Source organism: Gordonibacter sp. 28C, assembly GCF_003339845.1.
Lineage (GTDB): Bacteria > Actinomycetota > Coriobacteriia > Coriobacteriales > Eggerthellaceae > Gordonibacter.
This window is the reverse complement of sequence record NZ_PPTR01000007.1, coordinates 1-17,156: the sequence shown is the minus strand read 5'-3', so window position 1 is coordinate 17,156 and position 17,156 is coordinate 1. Positions and strand designations below refer to the sequence as shown.

Annotated in this window: 15 protein-coding genes and 1 tRNA gene; 15 read left to right on the top strand and 1 reads right to left on the bottom strand. The window is 66.2% G+C overall.

Annotation, left to right across the window (positions count from 1 at the left end; genetic code table 11):
- Positions 1–2 precede the first annotated feature (2 nt).
- From yvcK to C1878_RS09765, 15 genes are all read left to right on the top strand, one after another.
- Positions 3–1,127, top strand: coding sequence for a gluconeogenesis factor YvcK family protein (yvcK, locus tag C1878_RS09830; protein ID WP_114601453.1), 1,125 nt, complete (start codon positions 3–5; stop codon positions 1,125–1,127).
- Positions 1,106–2,035: a DNA-binding protein WhiA gene (gene whiA, locus C1878_RS09825; protein WP_114601452.1), complete on the top strand. Its 930-nt coding sequence runs from the start codon at positions 1,106–1,108 to the stop codon at positions 2,033–2,035. The genes yvcK and whiA overlap by 22 nt, the downstream gene beginning before the upstream one ends.
- 73 nt (positions 2,036–2,108) lie before the next feature.
- Positions 2,109–2,873, top strand: a complete 765-nt coding sequence (locus tag C1878_RS09820) for a transposase (protein ID WP_114601451.1) — start codon at positions 2,109–2,111, stop codon at positions 2,871–2,873.
- A 284-nt stretch (positions 2,874–3,157) separates the two neighbouring features.
- A complete protein-coding gene (gap, locus tag C1878_RS09815; protein ID WP_114601450.1) occupies positions 3,158–4,159 on the top strand; it encodes a type I glyceraldehyde-3-phosphate dehydrogenase in 1,002 nt (333 codons plus the stop codon).
- Between the two features lie 61 nt (positions 4,160–4,220).
- Complete coding sequence (gene pgk / locus C1878_RS09810) at positions 4,221–5,405, top strand: phosphoglycerate kinase (protein ID WP_114601449.1); 1,185 nt, start codon at positions 4,221–4,223, stop codon at positions 5,403–5,405.
- An 80-nt stretch (positions 5,406–5,485) separates the two neighbouring features.
- Positions 5,486–6,256 (top strand): triose-phosphate isomerase, encoded by a 771-nt coding sequence (gene tpiA / locus C1878_RS09805; protein WP_114601448.1) that lies wholly within the window; start codon positions 5,486–5,488, stop codon positions 6,254–6,256.
- 242 nt (positions 6,257–6,498) lie between these two features.
- The gene (gene gpmI, locus C1878_RS09800; protein WP_114601447.1) at positions 6,499–8,070 is read left to right on the top strand and encodes a 2,3-bisphosphoglycerate-independent phosphoglycerate mutase; all 1,572 of its coding nucleotides are present in this window, start codon (positions 6,499–6,501) and stop codon (positions 8,068–8,070) included.
- Between the two features lie 230 nt (positions 8,071–8,300).
- Entirely contained in the window at positions 8,301–8,555 is a 255-nt protein-coding gene (gene secG, locus C1878_RS09795) for a preprotein translocase subunit SecG (RefSeq protein WP_041238829.1), read from the top strand.
- Between the two features lie 74 nt (positions 8,556–8,629).
- Positions 8,630–8,718, top strand: a tRNA-Leu gene (locus C1878_RS09790).
- A 69-nt stretch (positions 8,719–8,787) separates the two neighbouring features.
- Entirely contained in the window at positions 8,788–9,693 is a 906-nt protein-coding gene (locus tag C1878_RS09785; protein ID WP_114601446.1) for a cation diffusion facilitator family transporter, read from the top strand.
- Positions 9,694–9,771: 78 nt separating this feature from the next.
- Positions 9,772–10,470: an HAD family hydrolase gene (locus C1878_RS09780; RefSeq protein ID WP_114601445.1), complete on the top strand. Its 699-nt coding sequence runs from the start codon at positions 9,772–9,774 to the stop codon at positions 10,468–10,470.
- A 582-nt stretch (positions 10,471–11,052) separates the two neighbouring features.
- Positions 11,053–11,379: a DUF3784 domain-containing protein gene (locus C1878_RS09775; protein WP_114601444.1), complete on the top strand. Its 327-nt coding sequence runs from the start codon at positions 11,053–11,055 to the stop codon at positions 11,377–11,379.
- Positions 11,380–11,585: 206 nt separating this feature from the next.
- Positions 11,586–14,363: a magnesium-translocating P-type ATPase gene (gene mgtA, locus C1878_RS09770; RefSeq protein ID WP_114601443.1), complete on the top strand. Its 2,778-nt coding sequence runs from the start codon at positions 11,586–11,588 to the stop codon at positions 14,361–14,363.
- A gap of 108 nt (positions 14,364–14,471) precedes the next feature.
- Positions 14,472–14,624, top strand: coding sequence for a hypothetical protein (locus C1878_RS16745; protein ID WP_167510328.1), 153 nt, complete (start codon positions 14,472–14,474; stop codon positions 14,622–14,624).
- A 44-nt stretch (positions 14,625–14,668) separates the two neighbouring features.
- The gene (locus C1878_RS09765) at positions 14,669–15,394 is read left to right on the top strand and encodes an MgtC/SapB family protein (RefSeq protein WP_114601442.1); all 726 of its coding nucleotides are present in this window, start codon (positions 14,669–14,671) and stop codon (positions 15,392–15,394) included.
- Between the two features lie 31 nt (positions 15,395–15,425).
- Here the strand turns inward: C1878_RS09765 and C1878_RS09760 are convergent, their stop codons facing one another.
- The gene (locus tag C1878_RS09760) at positions 15,426–16,814 is read right to left on the bottom strand and encodes a radical SAM protein (RefSeq protein ID WP_114601441.1); all 1,389 of its coding nucleotides are present in this window, start codon (positions 16,812–16,814) and stop codon (positions 15,426–15,428) included.
- Positions 16,815–17,156: the final 342 nt, after the last annotated feature.

The following is a 17,156-nucleotide window of genomic DNA, read 5'->3' as shown; positions in this document are numbered from 1 at the left end:
TCATGGCCATGTCCGCGTTCACCCACGATCCATCCGCCACCGCCGCTTTCGCGGCGCTCGGCTCCGCGCCGCCGTGCATCGAGCCCGGCGAGCACCTGCGCGCCGTGGTCATCGGCGGCGGCACCGGCGCCCCCGTGTCCATCCGCACGCTTTTGTCCATGGGCCTCGACACGAGCGCCGTCGTGGCCATGGCCGACGACGGCGGCTCCACGGGAGTGCTGCGCGAGCAGGCGAACGTCACGCCTCCCGGCGACGTGCGCAAGTGCCTCGCCGCCATGGCGGGCGACCCGTCCGACCCGCTCGCGCGCGCGTTCAAGTACCGTTTCCCGTTCGCGGGCAACCACACGCTCGGCAACCTCATGCTCTCGGCGCTCGAGGACGCCGCGGGGTCGTTCCCCGAGGCCATCGCCATCTGCGAGCGGCTGCTGGACGCCCAGGGCCATGTGTGCCCCTCCACGCTCGACCGCGTGACGCTCGTCGCGCGCACCCGTGACGGCCGCGAGCTCGAAGGGCAGGCGGTGGCCTGCCACTCCCGCACGGCGCTCGCCCGCGTGGCGCTGCGCGCCGACCGCCCCGTCGAGCCCTACGAGCCGGCCCTCGAGGCCATCCGCGCCGCCGACCTCATCGTGCTGGGGCCGGGGTCGCTGTTCACGTCCATCATTCCGAACCTGCTGGTGCCGGGCGTGGTCGACGCCATCCGCGCGTCGCAGGCCGGCACGCTGTTCGTGTGCTCGCTCGCCGACATGCAAGGGGAGACGTGGGGCCTCACGGCGCGCGAGCACGTGGAGGCGCTCATGGACCACGGCATGCGGGGGCTGGTGGACTACGTGCTCGTGCACACGCCGGTGCCGCTGCGTCCCGACAGCCCGGCCACGGGCGTGTTCGGCGCCATGACCGGGGACGACCCCGAGCATGCCTCGACATCGGGACTCGACGACGCGGACCTCTCCGGCCGCATCCGCCCGGTGCGCATCAGCTACCGCGACGTGCAGGTCATCCAGCAGCAGGGGCCGGTGGTCATCGCGCGCGACTTGGTGGACGCGCACAGCCCCACCTGGCACGATCCGCAAGCCCTGCGCGACGCGTTTTCGGGGGTGCTGAAGCTATGTCGTTCACGGCAGAGGTGAAAGACGAGCTCGCCCGCGTCCCTCCCGTGTGCTCGCACTGCGAGAAGGCCACGCTGGCGGCGCTCGTTCGCATCGAGGGCACGTTGTTCTTCAGCGGCCAGGGCACGTACCGCATCGAGGTGGCCACCGACGCGCCCAGCGTGGCGCGCCTCATCATCAAGCTGCTCCACGAGCTCTACCACCTGAAGACCGAGCTCACGGTGCGCCGCAGCGTGCTGCACAAAACGCCGAACTACCTTATCGAGGTGCCCGCGCAGCCGCATCTGGCGGACTCGCTGCGCGACATGGGCGTGCTGTCGGGCGAGGGGCTCGAACTGGGCATCAAGGACGAGCTCGTGGCGAAGGAATGCTGCACGGCGGCCTACCTGCGCGGCGCGTTCCTCGGCAGCGGCTTCGTGTCCGACCCCCGCGGCGACTTCCACTTCGAGATCACCGTGGAGAACGAGGATTTGGCCGAGGGGCTGGTGGAGCTGCTCGAGCGCAAGGACATCAACGCGCGCGTCATGCAGCGCCGCAGCTCGTACATGGTCTACCTCAAGAGCGGCGCCGCCATCTTGGAGTTCCTCGCGTTCACCGGCGCGCACCAAAGCGCACTCTCCATGGAGAACGCCCGCGTCATCAAGAGCGTGCGCAACGACGTGAACCGCATGACGAACGCCGAGATAGCCAACCAGGCCAAGGCCGCCAACGCGTCGGTCGACCAGATATACGCCATACGCGCGGTGCTGGAGACCCACGGCATGGAGAACCTGCCGCCGGCCCTGCAGGAGTTCATCCGCCTGCGCGTCACCTACCCCGACGCCACGCTCAAGGAGCTGGGGGAGCGCGCGACCCCGCCCCTGTCCAAATCCGCCGTCTACCACCGCGTCCGCCGCATCGAGCAGATGGCCCGCGAGATCCGCGGCTGAATGTCCCAATTGGGGACAGTCCCCAATTGGGACATTTTGAAAAAAGGAAACGGAGATCGGAAGGGGAGGCGTTATGGCGCGTTCGGCAAGGGCCGTCTCGGAATCCGGCTACTACCACGTGGTGCTGCGAGGGAACGGCAGGCAGCTTATCTTCGAAGACAACGCCGACAGAGGGGTTTTCGTCGATACGGCGGCGGCGCAGTTTGCAGAGAAGGGCATCGACATCATCGCGTGGTGCCTTATGGACAATCATGCGCACCTGCTGCTTCGAGACGAGGGCTTGCGGTTGAGCAGCGCGATGCGCGTCATCGCGACGAGATACGCCCAGCACTTCAACCGGAAAAGCGGGCATGCGGGACACGTTTTCCAAGGGCGATACGCCAGCTTTCCCGTTGACGGCGACTCCTATCTGCTCGAGGCGGTTCGCTACATCCATAACAACCCTGCGAAAGCGGGCGTTTCCACTGCGGCAGAGTACTGGTGGAGCAGTTACCACGAGTACGTGGGAAGGCCGCAGATCACAGCCACGTCGACCGTCTTGGACATGCTCGGCGGGGTCGACGCGTTCGCGGCGTTCCATTCCGAGGACGCTGCGGGGCGCTATTGTTTCGCCGGCGGGCATCGCGTCACGGATGACGGGATGGGCGAGGTTGCCAGCGCCGTTCTGTCGGAGTCGTTCGAGTGCGCGCCCGTCGAGGTGAAGGCGCTTCCAAAAGCGAGAAGGAACGAATGCCTCGCGGCCCTTCGCGACGCCGGCCTGTCGATAAGGCAGATCGAGCGCCTGACGGGCATCGGCGGCAAAACCATCGCCCGCGCGACCTCTTCCAAAATGTCCTAATTGGGGACTGTCCCCAATTAGGACACGCGGCTGACGTCCCGGGAGGGCGGCGGCGCCCTTGTGGGGCGTTTTCCGCACGTCGAAACGGGGGAGGGCGAAGGGTTCGGAACGGGGCTTTTCGCGTCGGCCTTCGCCCGGGGGTTTTCCGATGGATGACGGAGGAAGAACCGTTCGTCGGCTTTTTCTCGGGAGAGAACGGCAAGGTTGTGCCTGCTGGCGGCTTGCGTGGTATGATCAGCCCGTTACGATGGGCAACCAAGTATCTTTCATGAAAGGGGATACGCATGGCAATCAAAGTAGGCATTAACGGATTCGGTCGCATCGGCCGCCTGGCGTTCCGCGCGATGGTGAACGATCCCGAGATCGAGGTCGTGGCAGTGAACGACCTCGGCGACATTCCGACGATGGCCCACCTGCTCAAGTACGATTCCATCCACGGGCGCGCCTTCGACACGGTCGAGGTCACCGAGGACGGCTTCGTGGCCGACGGCCATGCGGTCAAGGTGCTCTCCGAGCGCGAGCCCGCCAACCTCCCCTGGGGCGAGCTGGGCGTCGACGTCGTCGTGGAGTCCACGGGCTTCTTCACGGACGGCACGAAGGCCAAGGCGCACCTCGACGCGGGCGCCAAGAAGGTCGTCATCTCCGCGCCGGCCAAGAACGAGGACATCACCATCGTCATGGGCGTGAACGACGACCAGTACGATCCCGAGAAGCACAACATCGTCTCGAACGCCTCCTGCACGACGAACTGCCTGGCTCCCTTCGCGAAGGTGCTGCTGGACAACTTCGGCATCAAGCGCGGCTACATGAACACCATCCACTCCTACACGAACGACCAGAAGATCCTCGACCTTCCCCACAAGGACCTGCGTCGCGCCCGCGCGGCCGCCATGTCCATGATCCCCACCACCACGGGCGCCGCCCGCGCGGTGTCGCTCGTGCTTCCCGAGCTCAAGGGCAAGCTCGACGGCTTCGCCACCCGCGTTCCCACGCCGGACGGCTCGATGGTCGACCTCACGGTGGAGCTTGAGAAGGACGCGACGATCGACGAGATCAACGCCGCGATGAAGGCTGCTGCCGAGGGTCCGCTCAAGGGCATCCTGGAATACACCGAGGACCCCATCGTCTCCATCGACATCGTGGACAACCCGCACTCCTCCATCTACGACGGCAAGCTCACCATGGTGCTGGGCGGCGAGGGCAACTTCGTCAAGTGCATCTCCTGGTACGACAACGAGTGGGGCTACTCGAACCGCGTGAAGGACCTCGTCAAGATCCTTCTCTAACAGCATTCATTGAAACGAGCCTGCCTTGGCAGGCTCGTTTCTCGTTTAGGCAGGAGGGCCCATGGCCGAGATCAAAACCGTCGACGAGCTGGACGCGCGCGGCAAGCGCGTGCTCGTGCGCGTCGACTTCAACGTGCCGGTGAAAGACGGCGCCGTCGCCGACGACACGCGCATCCGCGCGGCGCTGCCCACCATCGAGAAGCTCGTCGCGCAAGGCGCGCGCGTCATCCTCATGAGCCACCTCGGCCGCCCGGCCGGAGAGGGCTTCGAGGAGGCGTTCACGCTGCGTCCCGCCGCCCAGAGGCTCTCGGAGCTCTTGGGCAAGCCCGTCGTGTTCGCTGCCGACACGGTAGGGAACGACGCCCGCGCGAAGGCCGCCTCGCTGCGCGACGGCGACGTGCTCGTGGTGGAGAACCTGCGCTTCGACAAGCGCGAGAAGAAGAACGACCCCGCCTTCTGCGAGGAGCTGGCCGCGCTCGGCGAGGCGTACGTGAACGACGCGTTCGGCACCGCGCACCGCGCCCATGCGTCCACGGCCGGCGTCGCCGCGCTCTTGCCGGCGTACGCGGGCTACCTCATGCAACGCGAGGTGGACACGCTCTCGGGCATGCTCGAGGAGCCGCGCCGCCCCTTCACCGCCATCCTCGGCGGCTCGAAGGTGTCGGACAAGATCAAGGTCATCGACGCGCTCATGGACAAGTGCGACACGCTCATCGTCGGCGGCGGGATGTGCTTCACGTTCCTGCTGGCGCAGGGCAAAGCCGTGGGCGCCTCGCTCAAGGAGGAGGACTGGGTGGAGCGCGCGGCGGCCATGATCGCCAAGGCGGAGGAGCGCGGCGTGCGGTTGCTGCTTCCGGTGGACGTCGTGTGCGCCGACCGCTTCGCGGAAGATGCCGAAACCAAAACGGTTTCGGTCGATGACATTCCCGGTGATATGATGGGCCTCGATATCGGGCCCGAGACGGCGAAGCTCTACGCCGACGCCGTGGCCGAGGCCAAAACCGTGTTCTGGAACGGCCCCATGGGCGTGTTCGAGATGAAGGCGTTCGAAGCCGGCACGAAGGCCGTGGCCGACGCCGTGGCCGCCAACGCCGACGCGGACACCGTCATCGGCGGCGGCGACAGCGTGGCCGCCGTGAACAAGTTCGGACTGGCCGATAAGATGACGTTCATCTCGACCGGCGGCGGAGCCTCCATGGAGCTGGTGCAAGGAGAGACGTTGCCGGGCGTGGAGGCGCTGAGGTAGCAGGTTGGCGAACGTCCCGAAAGGGGACCGTCCCCTTTCGGGACGTTTCACGGATGCTTCGAGAGTGAAAGAAGGTTGACATGGCACGCAAGCCCATGATGGCGGGAAATTGGAAGATGAACAACACCGTCGGCGAGGCCGTGGTGCTCACGCAGGAGATTTCGAACCAATACGAGAAGGAGTGGCCGGAAGACGTGGACATCGTCATCTGCCCGCCCTACGTGGACCTCAAGCCCGCCAAGACGGTGCTCGACTTCGACAAGACGAAGATATCCGTGGGCGCGCAGAACGTGTACTGGGAGGCGTCGGGCGCCTACACGGGGGAGATCTCCGTTCCCATGATCAAGGAGATAGGCTGCGCGTGCTCCATCGTCGGCCACTCCGAGCGCCGCGAGCTGTTCGGAGAGACGAACGAGGACGTGAACCGCAAGGTGAAGGCGCTGGTGGATGCGGATATGTACGCCATCGTGTGCGTGGGCGAGTCGCTCGCCGTGCGCGACGAGGGCACGACCGACGAGTACGTCACCGCCCAGGTGCGCGCGGCCTTCGCCGGCGTGGACGGGCGCGACGCCGCGAAGTGCGTCGTGGCCTACGAGCCCATCTGGGCCATCGGCACGGGCCGCACGGCCACGCCCGAGCAGGCCGAAGCCGTGTGCGCAGCCATCCGCGCCACGCTGGCCGAGCTGTACGGCAGCGAGACGGCCGAGGACATGCGCGTGCTGTACGGCGGCTCCATGAATCCGGGCAACGTGGAGGGCCTGCTGGCCCAGCCGAACATCGACGGCGGGCTCGTGGGCGGCGCGAGCCTCAAGTGCGAATCGTTCGTGCAGCTGATCGAGGCGTGCCTGTAAACCCCCCTGCTGTCATCCTGAGCGAGCAAAGCATACGACAGTCCAGCGGACGGTCGAGACCCCGAGCACGCGAAGCGAGCGCAGGGAGGCCCCGCGAAGCGGGGACGAAGGATCTTTCGACAAGCGGAGATCCTTCGACTTCGACCTTCGGCCTGCGCTCAGGATGGCAACCTGCAATACCCTGTTGTCCTGGCGGCGCGGGATCCGCGCCGCCTCCTGTCATTCTGAGCGGAGCGAACGAAGTGAGTGCAGTCGAAGAATCCCGTGCGGCGTCAGCCGAAAACCTTACCCTTCCCGCGTGCCTCGTCATCATGGACGGCTTCGGCTTGGCCGAACCGGGCCCCGGCAACGCCATCTCGCAGGCGCGCACGCCGTGCTTGGACGAGGTGTTCGCCACCCGTCCGTGGACGAAGCTCGAGGCGTCGGGCGAGGCCGTGGGCCTGCCCGACGGGCAGATGGGCAACTCCGAAGTGGGCCACCTCAACATCGGAGCCGGTCGCGTGGTGTTCCAAGAGCTCACGCGCATCAACCGCGCCTGCGCCGACGGCTCGCTGGCGGCGAACCCCGTGCTGAACGAGGCGTTCTCCGCCGCATCGCAGCCAGGCGCGGCGCTGCACCTCATGGGGCTCGTGTCCGACGGCGGCGTCCACTCCTCCAACGAGCATCTCTACGCGCTCGCCCGCGCCGCGAAGACGGCGGGCGTGGCGCATATCGCGGTTCATTGCTTCATGGACGGTCGCGACGTGCCGCCCAAGAGCGGTGCCGGCTACTTGGAAGAGCTCGAAGGCGTGCTGGCCGAATTGTCCGACGAGGGCTGCACGGCGGAAGTCGGCAGCATCTCGGGCCGCTATTACGCCATGGACCGCGATAACCGCTGGGAGCGCGTCGAGCGTGCCTGGCGCGCCGTCGTGGCCTCCGAACCGCGCACGGACGCGACGTCGGCCGAAGTCATGGCCGCCTCCTACGCCGACGACGTCACCGACGAGTTCGTCGCGCCCGTGGCGCTGACCGAACGCGGCGTGCGCGACGGCGACGCGGTCGTGTTCTTCAACTTCCGCCCCGACCGCGCGCGCGAGATCACGCGCGCGTTGGCGGACCCGGCGTTCTCCGTTTTCGAGCGCGGAGCGTACCCGCAGGTGAGCTTCGTGTGCCTGACCGAGTACGACCCCGAGATCCCCGCGCCGGTGGCCTTCCCCAAGGAGTTCCCCAGCGAGGTGCTGGCCGACGTGCTGGCCGAGGCGGGCCTGCGCCAGTACCACATCGCCGAGACCGAGAAGTACGCCCATGTGACGTTCTTCCTGAACGGCGGGCGCGAGGAGCCGAAGGAAGGGGAGGAGCGCGCGCTCATCCCCAGCCCCAAGGTGGCCACCTACGACCTGCAACCCGAGATGAGCGAGCCCGACGTGGCCGCCACGCTTGCCGCGGCCATCGACGCCGACGAGGCCGACGTGTACATCGTGAACTTCGCGAACCCCGACATGGTGGGCCACACGGGCGTCATCCCGGCCGCCGCAGCCGCCGTCGAGGCGGTGGACGCGGGCGTGTCCCAGGTGCTCTCGGCGCTCGAGCGCAAGGGCGGCGTGGCGCTGATCACGGCCGACCACGGCAACGCCGACAAGATGCTCGCCGAGGACGGCAGCCCCTTCACGGCCCACACCACGGCCCCCGTGCCGCTCGCGTTCGTGGACTTCGCGGGCACGGGGCGCACGCTCGACGGCTCCCAAGGCGCGCTCTGCGACATCGCGCCCACGCTGTTGGAGCTCGTGGGCCTTCCGGCACCCTTCGTCATGACGGGAAGAAGCCTGCTGGCGTAAGGGCGTCTTTCGGTAAGGGCGGGCTGCTGCCCGCCCGGCGTAGCGGTTTCCGGGGAAGGCGCACGAAGGGGCGAACGATGCGGCGAGCGGGCCGATGCGCGCGGGTCGTCTGGACGTTTTGCGGCGCTTGCGACGTCGCTTGGCGATGCGCTTGCCATGACGGGCTCCTTTCGGGTATACTTCATAACTTGTGTAAACGATTGTCCTCACGTGGAAAGAAGAGAGACGCCTTGAACCCGTTCCTTATCATCATGCTCATCCTGCTCGTCGTGTCGGGCTTGGGCCTCATCGTGTTCATCCTGCTGCATTCCGGCAAGGGCACGGGCATATCCGACATGATCGCCAGCTCGGTGTACTCCACGCAAACCGGCACGAGCATCGTGGAGAAGAACCTCGATCGCATCACCATCATCTTCGCGGTGGTGTTCCTGCTCTCGCTCATCGTGCTCATGATCATCTACCCGCAGGGCACGATCGCAAAATAGAGGAAATTCGCTCTTCACAAGCTGCAACGGTTCAGGTAGAATAACCTCCGTTGCTTGCAAGGCAGCATACATACGTCGGAGTGGTGGAACGGCAGACACGCTAGCTTGAGGTGCTAGTGCCCACACAACGGGTGTGCGGGTTCAAATCCCGCCTCCGACACCAGAAAAGCTAGAAGGAGAGTCCGAGTGGCTCTCCTTTTCGTATATCGGCTCGTTTGGACGGAGGTGCCCCATGACCAGAACGCTGGCGACGAAAGGCCCCGTTTCGGAGCGCATGGGATCGATCCGCCGCGTGCTGTGGGTCGTCCTTTTCCTCAACTTGGCCGTGGCGGCGGCTAAGTACGCGTACGGCACCGTCAGCGGGTCGGCGTCCATGCAGGCCGACGGCATCCATTCCGTGTTCGATTCCGCCGGCAACGTCGTGGGGCTCGTCGGCATCGCGCTGGCCGCCCGTCCCGCCGACGAGGGGCACCCGTACGGCCATGCTAAGTTCGAGACGTACGCCAGCCTCGTCATCGGCGTGCTGCTGCTCCTGGCGGCCTTCGAGGTGGGCTCGAGCGCCGTGGGCAAGCTCATGTCCGGGGTGTACACGGCCGAGGTGACCGTCGTCTCGTTCGCGGTCATGGTGGGCACGTTGGCCGTGAACCTGGGCGTGACCACCTACGAGCGGCGCTGCGCGAAGCGCCTCAAGAGCGAGGTGCTGGCGGCCGACGCGAACCACACGCTGTCCGACGCGCTCGTGTCCGTCGGCGTCATCGTCGGCTTGGCGGCCGTGGCGCTGGGCTTTCCCGTGGCCGACCCCGTCATGGCGCTGGTCGTGACCGTCGCCATCCTGGCGACCGCCTACGACGTGTTCAAGCACGCGCTCGCCACGCTGTCGGATCGCGCCCGCATACCCGAGGAAGACGTGAGGGCGGCGGCGGTCGCGGTTCCCGGCGTGCGCGACGCCCACCGCATCCGCACGCGCGGCACGGAGGGGGAGGTGTACGCCGACCTGCACGTGCTCGTGGACCCCTCCATGACCGTGGGGGAGGCCCACGCCCTTGCCGACGAGGTGGAAGACGCCGTGCGGGCGCGCTTCCCGAACGTGGCGGACACGCTCGTGCACATCGAGCCCGACGACGGCCATACGGAATAGGGGCTCCGCCGGCTGGCGCGGGCCCGGACGCCTCGGCGTCCCTTGTCAGCCGGTTGGACCCGCGAAGGGGGATTCGACATGGTGGAAGCCGTTTTGTTCGACGTGGGGTCGACGCTCCTTTACCCGAGCCCCTCCGTGGCCGAGACGTTCGCGCGCGTGGCGCGCGAGCGCGGCCATCGCCTGACCGTGCGCGACGTGGAGCCCCACATGCCGGCGATGGACGCCTACTACGAGGCCGAGTACCTGCGCGACGGCGACTTCTGGTGCTCGCACGAGGGCTCGGTGGCCATTTGGCTCGACCAGTACCGCTACGTGTGCCATCTGGCCGGCATCGCGCACGATGCCGACGGCATGGCCGCCGCCGTGCACGAATCGTACCGCAAAGGGGACCATTGGGCGCTCTATCCCGACGTCGCGGGCTGCCTGAGAACGCTCAAGCGGCGCGGGCTCATGCTGGGCGTGGTGTCGAACTGGGATGCGGGCCTCGAAGGGCTCCTGCGCGATCTGAGGCTGCTGCCGTACTTCGACGCCGTCGTCTCCTCGGCCGTCGTGGGCTACCGCAAGCCCGACCCCGTCATATTCGACCTGGCGTGCGAAGAGCTGGGTGTGGAGGCGTCCCGCGTCGTGCACGTGGGGGATCGTCCCGACGCCGACGGGGACGGAGCTCGTGCGGCGGGCGTAAGGCCCGTCATCGTCGACCGCCACGGCGTCGAGGCGGGGTGCGGCTACGACGTCGTTGAAACGCTCACCGACGTGCCGAAGCTGCTGGAGGAGTGAGAGCAAGGGCTCCGCGCGGGGCCGGACGCGCATCCCGCCAGCCGAAAGACCCGACGGAGCCCCGCGCCGGGCTCTTACCGGACATGGCGGCGCGCGAGCCTTCGCGTCCCTTCACGGAACCCCTCTGTAAAGTTTAGTAACAAAATTCGCAAATCTCGCCAAGGTAGGGTTATACTGCGAGCCGTGTTCGGGGCCTCGCTCTCGAACACGGCATCGAACATTCGGCACGCAAAGAAAAGAGGTGAGGGCTCATGAGTACCGACAGTAGCTCTGGTCGAAGTAGAAGCTACGTGCTTTGCACGGGACGGTTTCGTGTATGCCTTGCCTCGGTCAGATTCCCCTTACGTTGATCTGCTCTATGCAAGACCATTCCGAATAACCGCTTCCTAACGCAACCGCATACGCTCCTTCTTTTCCGCAGGCATCACGACCGACAGTCGCGCCCGCGTTGACGGAACGCGCCCCCGCACGAGCCCTTCGACGAGAAGGGCGGACGTGCCGTGCGCTTTCCTACGCTGGCGGCGAGCCGTCGTCCCGCCGCGCGCTCCTATCCGGTGCGCGCGAAACGAACGGAGGTTTTTCATGGGCACCCTGTGCATCTTGTTCGCCGTCCCGGTATTCGTCGCAGGCGCGGCGTTTTTGCGGGGCAGCGCGCTGTCCCGTTCCCGCGCATGGAGGGCCGTTCCCGAAAGCGAGAAGGCGCGCGTCAACCTGCGCCGCGTCAACAGGAACCTCGGCTGCATCGTCATGCTGTGCGGCGCCGTATTGCTGGCCTGCGGCTTGGTGCCCGGGCTTCGCGAAGCGGCGCTCGGTCCGCTGATGGCGCTGTGGTCCGTCGCGGCCTGCGCCGACGCCGTGTTCATCAGCAAGTCGAAGCGCTACGTCAACACCGCTGCGCTCGCCCGTTAGAGCGTTCGGCATACGAAACCGCCAACCAGAGGAGGTGGGCATCATGAAATCGGACGATGGACCTGGACCTAGCAACGCAATGCTGTGCGTGTTGCTCAGGTGACGGAACGGCTGTGCGGAACCCGCCCTCTTCGGCGCGTCCCTCTCGGCCCTCTCCTTGCCTCGGCATGCGCGCCTTGCATTCTCTCGGAGAAGGAGACAAGGATATGAATTTGGAGAAGCAGGTCGTTACCCGTAGGGAAGCGGCCGACAAGAAAAGCGCGCTCCAGCCCTGGCGCGAGGCATGCGAAGCGCGTCTGCGCTATGCGGCCCAGCATAGCTCCGACGTCGTGCTCCGCAGCACAAGCTCGTCGATGGCCGGGCTGGGCGACGAAGGGGTCGTGCGCGCACGGGCCGAATACGGCTCGAACAAGGTCACCCACGAGAAGCGCAAGTCTTTGGGGCGGCGCCTCGTCGAGGCGTTCGTCAACCCTTTCACGGCCATTCTGACCGTGTTGGTTCTGGTGTCCGTCTGCACCGACGTGCTGTTCCCGGCGCTGTCTCTGTTCGACGGCACGCCCGAAGACGTCGACCCCACCACGGTGGTCATCATCTCCGTCATGGTGATCCTTTCGGGCACGCTCCGCTTCGTGCAGGAGACGCGCAGCGGCAACGCGGCGGAGAAGCTGCTTGCCATGATAACCACCACCTGCACCGTCGTGCGCCAGCCGGGCGGGGAGCAGGAGCTCGAGCTCGACGACGTGGTCGTGGGCGATATCGTCAAGCTGTCGGCGGGCGACATGATCCCCGCGGACGTGCGCGTGCTCGAAGCGAAGGACCTCTTCGTGGCCCAGTCGTCCCTCACCGGCGAGAGCGAGCCCATCGAGAAGACGCCGGAGCCCGTAGAGGACTTCGAGAACCTCACCGACTGCAGGGACCTCGCCTTCATGGGAACGAACGTCATCTCCGGCAGCGCGACGGCGGTCGTCGTGGCGACCGGCGACGACACGCTTTTCGGCTCCATAACGGCCGGCGCCGCAGGCGAGGCCGTGGAGACCAGCTTCAGCAAGGGCGTCAACGCGGTGTCGTGGGTCCTCATCCGCTTCATGCTGGTCATGGTGCCGCTGGTGTTCGTGATCAACGGCTTGACGAAGGGCGACTGGCTGTCGGCGTTCCTGTTCGGCATCTCCATCGCCGTGGGGCTGACGCCCGAGATGCTGCCCATGATCGTGACCACCTGCCTTGCCAAGGGCGCCGTGTCCATGAGCAAGAAGAAGACCATCGTCAAGAACCTGAACTCCATACAGAACTTCGGGGCCATCGACGTGCTGTGCACCGACAAGACCGGAACGCTGACGCAGGACAAGGTCGTGCTGGAGTACCACCTGGACGTGCACGGCAACGAGGACGTGCGCGTGCTGCGCCACGCGTACCTGAACAGCTACTTCCAGACCGGGTACAAGAACCTCATGGACGTGGCCATCATCCAGAAGACCGAAGAGGAGGAGGCGGCCAACCCGCAGCTCGTCGACCTGTCGAGCGCGTACGAGAAGATCGACGAGCTGCCCTTCGACTTCGCCCGGCGCCGCCTGTCCACCGTGGTGCGGGACGGGTGCGGCAAGGTGCAGATGGTCACCAAGGGCGCCGTGGAGGAGATGCTCGCGGTGTGCTCGCACGCCGAGTACCACGGAGAGGTCATGCCGCTGACCGACGACGTGAAGGCCGACATCCTGCGCACCGTGGACGATCTGAACGAGGACGGGTTCCGCGTCATCGCCCTGGCGCAGAAGAGCGACCCCGCCCCCGTGGGCGTGCTGAGCGTGGCCGACGAGTCGGACATGGTGCTCATGGGGTACCTGGCGTTCCTCGACCCGCCGAAGGAGTCCACGGCGGACGCCATCGCCGCGTTGCGGCAGCACGGCGTCTCGGTGAAGATACTGACGGGCGACAACGACAAGGTGGCGCGCACCGTCTGCCGCCAGGTGGGCCTCGAGGTGGACCGGATGCTGCTGGGCTCCGACGTCGATAGGCTGACCGACGCCCAACTGACCGCGGCCGCCGAGGTCGTGCAGGTGTTCGCGAAGCTCTCTCCCGACCAGAAGGCGCGCGTGGTAACGGCGCTGCGCGCGGGCGGCCGCACCGTGGGGTTCATGGGCGACGGCATCAACGACGCCGCCGCCATGAAGGCGGCGGACGTGGGCATCTCCGTGGACACGGCGGTGGACGTGGCGAAGGAGTCGGCCGACATCATTTTGCTGGAGAAGGACCTCATGGTGCTCGAGGAGGGCATCGTCGAGGGGCGCAAGACCTACGCGAACATGATCAAGTACATCAAGATGACGGCGAGCTCGAACTTCGGCAACATGTTCTCGGTGCTGGCCGCGTCGGCCCTGCTGCCGTTCTTGCCGATGGAGAGCGTGCACCTCATCTTGCTGAACCTGATCTACGACCTGTCGTGCATGGCCATCCCGTGGGACAACGTGGACAAGGAGTTCCTGGAGAAGCCGCGCAAGTGGGACGCATCGTCCATCGAGAGCTTCATGATATGGATCGGCCCCACCAGCTCCATCTTCGACTTCACCACCTACCTGTTCATGTACTTCGTGTTCTGCCCGGCGTTCGTCTCGGGCGGCGTGCTGTACAACGATTTGGCGACCGTGTACAGCGGGGCGCAGCTGCTCGACATGCAGACCGCCTACGTGGCCTTGTTCCAGGCAGGCTGGTTCGTCGAGTCCATGTGGAGCCAGACCCTGGTCATCCACATGATCCGCACGCCGAAGCTGCCGTTCATCCAGAGCCGCGCGTCGGCCCCGGTCATGCTGCTCACCATGACCGGCATCGCCGTGCTCACCTGCATCCCGTTCACCGGGTTCGGCGCGGCCATCGGCTTGGCGCCCCTGCCCGGCGCGTACTTCGCCTACCTGATCCCCTGCATCCTGCTGTACATGGCGCTGGCGACCAGTCTCAAGAAGGCGTACGTGCGCCACTACGGAGAGCTTTTGTGAGCGGGCGGACGGGATCGACGTCGTAACCGATGCCGGGGCGGCTCCCCAGCCGTCCCGGCGCACCGTCGCCGACGCGCTCGGCGACCTGGACACCGAGGAGGTAGAGAGATGGATTGGAAGGAATTGTGGACGGCGCTGTTCGGCACCGTCGACTTCATGGGATTGAACATGGGGTTCTGGGTCGGCATGGCGGCGGTCGCCGTGATCGTCGTGGCGGAGAACCTGGTTTTCTGGCTCGCGTTCAAACCGTTCGAGGGCTGACCTGCTCTGCGGCGTGAACGAAAACGACGCGCAAGGAGGCGCACGTGGACGTTTTGGACTTAGAGATCGTATCGCGCGTGCTCGCCGGCTTGGTGTTCGGGGCCCTGATAGGCTTCGAACGGCAGTGGCGCGGGCGAGCGGCGGGCATTCGAACGAACGCGCTCGTCTGCCTCGGCGCGGCGCTGTTCACGTCGGCCGGGGCCTTGATGGTGCCGGAGGGCATGGGGTACGGCGACCCGTCGCGCGTCGCCGCCCAGGTGGTTTCCGGCATCGGCTTTCTGGGCGCAGGCGTCATCATGAAGCACGGCGCGGCCGTGTCGGGCATCAACACGGCCGCCACGCTGTGGGCGTCGGCGGCCGTGGGGACGCTGGCAGGGGCGGGCCTCATGTGGCTCGCGGCGTTGGGGAGCGTTCTCGTCATGGGCGCCAACATGCTGCTGCGCCCCGTGGCGTCCCTGCTCGACGGCCGCGAGACCGCCCCGGAGGCGCGCGAGTCGATGGGAACGGAGTACACGTTCGAGGTCCGCTGCATGCGCGACGACGAGCTCGTCATCCGCGACATCGTGTTCGACGCGGTCCATCGGCCCGGCTTCGTCGTGCGGTCCATCTCCTCGACCGACCAGCCGGGCGACATCGTCGTGGTCTCGGCGACCGTGTTCACGCTTTCCCGCGACGACGAGAACATCGAGGACGCGCTCGCCCAGCTGCTCTCGATGCCCGAGGTGCTCGGCATACGGTGGGAGGCGGAAAGCGTGGAGAGCGGGGACTAGGGGGTTGTCGCCGGCTCCCTGGCGTTCGCGGCTACTTGCGCCGGCCCTTGTTCGGGCCGGTCGTCCAGTGGCCGTCCTCCCATATCTCCTGCGCCACCGGGGCCCATTTGTCGGCCGTGGCGTGCGTCTTGGCACAGAGGGCCGCTGCGTCTTCGGGTTGTTCGAGGTCGGTGGAGCGCGCGCCGGACGAGGCCACCATCTCGGCCAGCTTGTCCTTGTTGTCGAGCACCGGGCAGGGGCGCAGGTGGTTGTCGTTGAACGGCTGGCTGTCGTGGTAGGCCATGAACAGGGGGCGCCGCAGCGCCTCGAGGACGGTGGTGTCGCGGATGTTCGAGTCGGAGTAATGGATGAAGGCGCACGGCTCTATATCGCCGTTCGCGTTGATGTGCAGGTAGCGCCGCCCGCCCGCGATGCAGCCCTGCGTGAACTCGCCGTCGTTCCAGAAGTCCATGGTGAACAGCGGCTTCGTCTCGCGGAACTTCCTCACTTGCCGGTACATGAACGCGCGGTCCTCCGCCGTGGCCAGCAGGTCGGTGGGCGCGGAGCATCCCACGGGCATGTAGGTGAAGAACCAGGCGAACTTGGCCCCGCGCGCCACGAGGTCGTCGACGAATTCCTCGCTGCCCACGGAGCGCGCGTTGTCGTGCGTGTAGCAGCACGACACGCCGAAGGGCAGGCGGTGCGCCTTCAGCACGTCCATGGCGCGCAGAACGGCCCGGTACGTGCCGTCGCCGCGGCGGGCGTCGGTGGCCTCTTCGAAACCTTCCACCGATATGGCGGGGATGAAGTTCTTCACGCGCAGCAGGTCCTCCGCGAACGCGTCGTCGATGAGCGTGGCGTTCGTGAACGCGGTGAACGCGCAGTCGCCGTGCTTCTCGCACAAACGGACGATGTCCCTTTTGCGCACGAGCGGCTCGCCGCCCGAGAACAGGTAGAAGAACACGCCCAGCTCCTTGCCCTGCTCGATGATGCCGTCCAGCTCGTCGAACGAAAGGTTCAGCTTGTCACCGTACTCGGCGGCCCAGCAGCCCGTGCAATGCAGGTTGCAGGCGCTCGTCGGATCGACGAGCATGGCCCACGGCACGTTGCAGCCGTATTCGGCCGCCGCATTGTCCTGGCGCTTGAGGCCGATGAGGCTGGCGTTCACCAGGAGGTTCTCGACGGCCTTCGTGCGCACGCCGTCGTCGACGTCGGTCCACAGGCTTTTCAGCAGCACCATCCAGTTGTTGTCGGGGTTGTCGATGACCTGGTGGAACAGAGCGCGCTGCTCCACCAGGTAGTCGTTGGGGAGCAGCGTGTCCACGGCCTTGAGCATTTTGGGTAGCTGGACGGCCGGGTCGCCCCCTTGCGCGTAGTCGAGGATCTTGCGCGCGACGGCCGTCTGCGCGCTTTCCGCGATAGTCTTCTTCGTGCCCGCCATAGAAGTTCCTTCCCCTCGATGCGCTTTCGCCATGCCGGCGTGCGCTGGCGTTCCCGCCGGGGTGAGAACGCCGATCGCGTTTCGGTTGCCCTAACTCGCAGTATATGAATAATGGTTCGGGCGAACGAAGCGGAGAGAAAAAGTCATTGAACCGTAATATTAGGGAGTCCGGGTTTCCGGAGGGTCCCGTCCGCGGGACAAGATTGTCTGGAACGAAAGACGATATGAGTAGAACATTGTGAGCCCCTACTTCATATCGTCTTCTCATTTGACCGTGGATCTTTGGGCTGATAATGGTCGCGTCCATACAACCGGCAATTCTTCCCAGGTTGCCACATATAC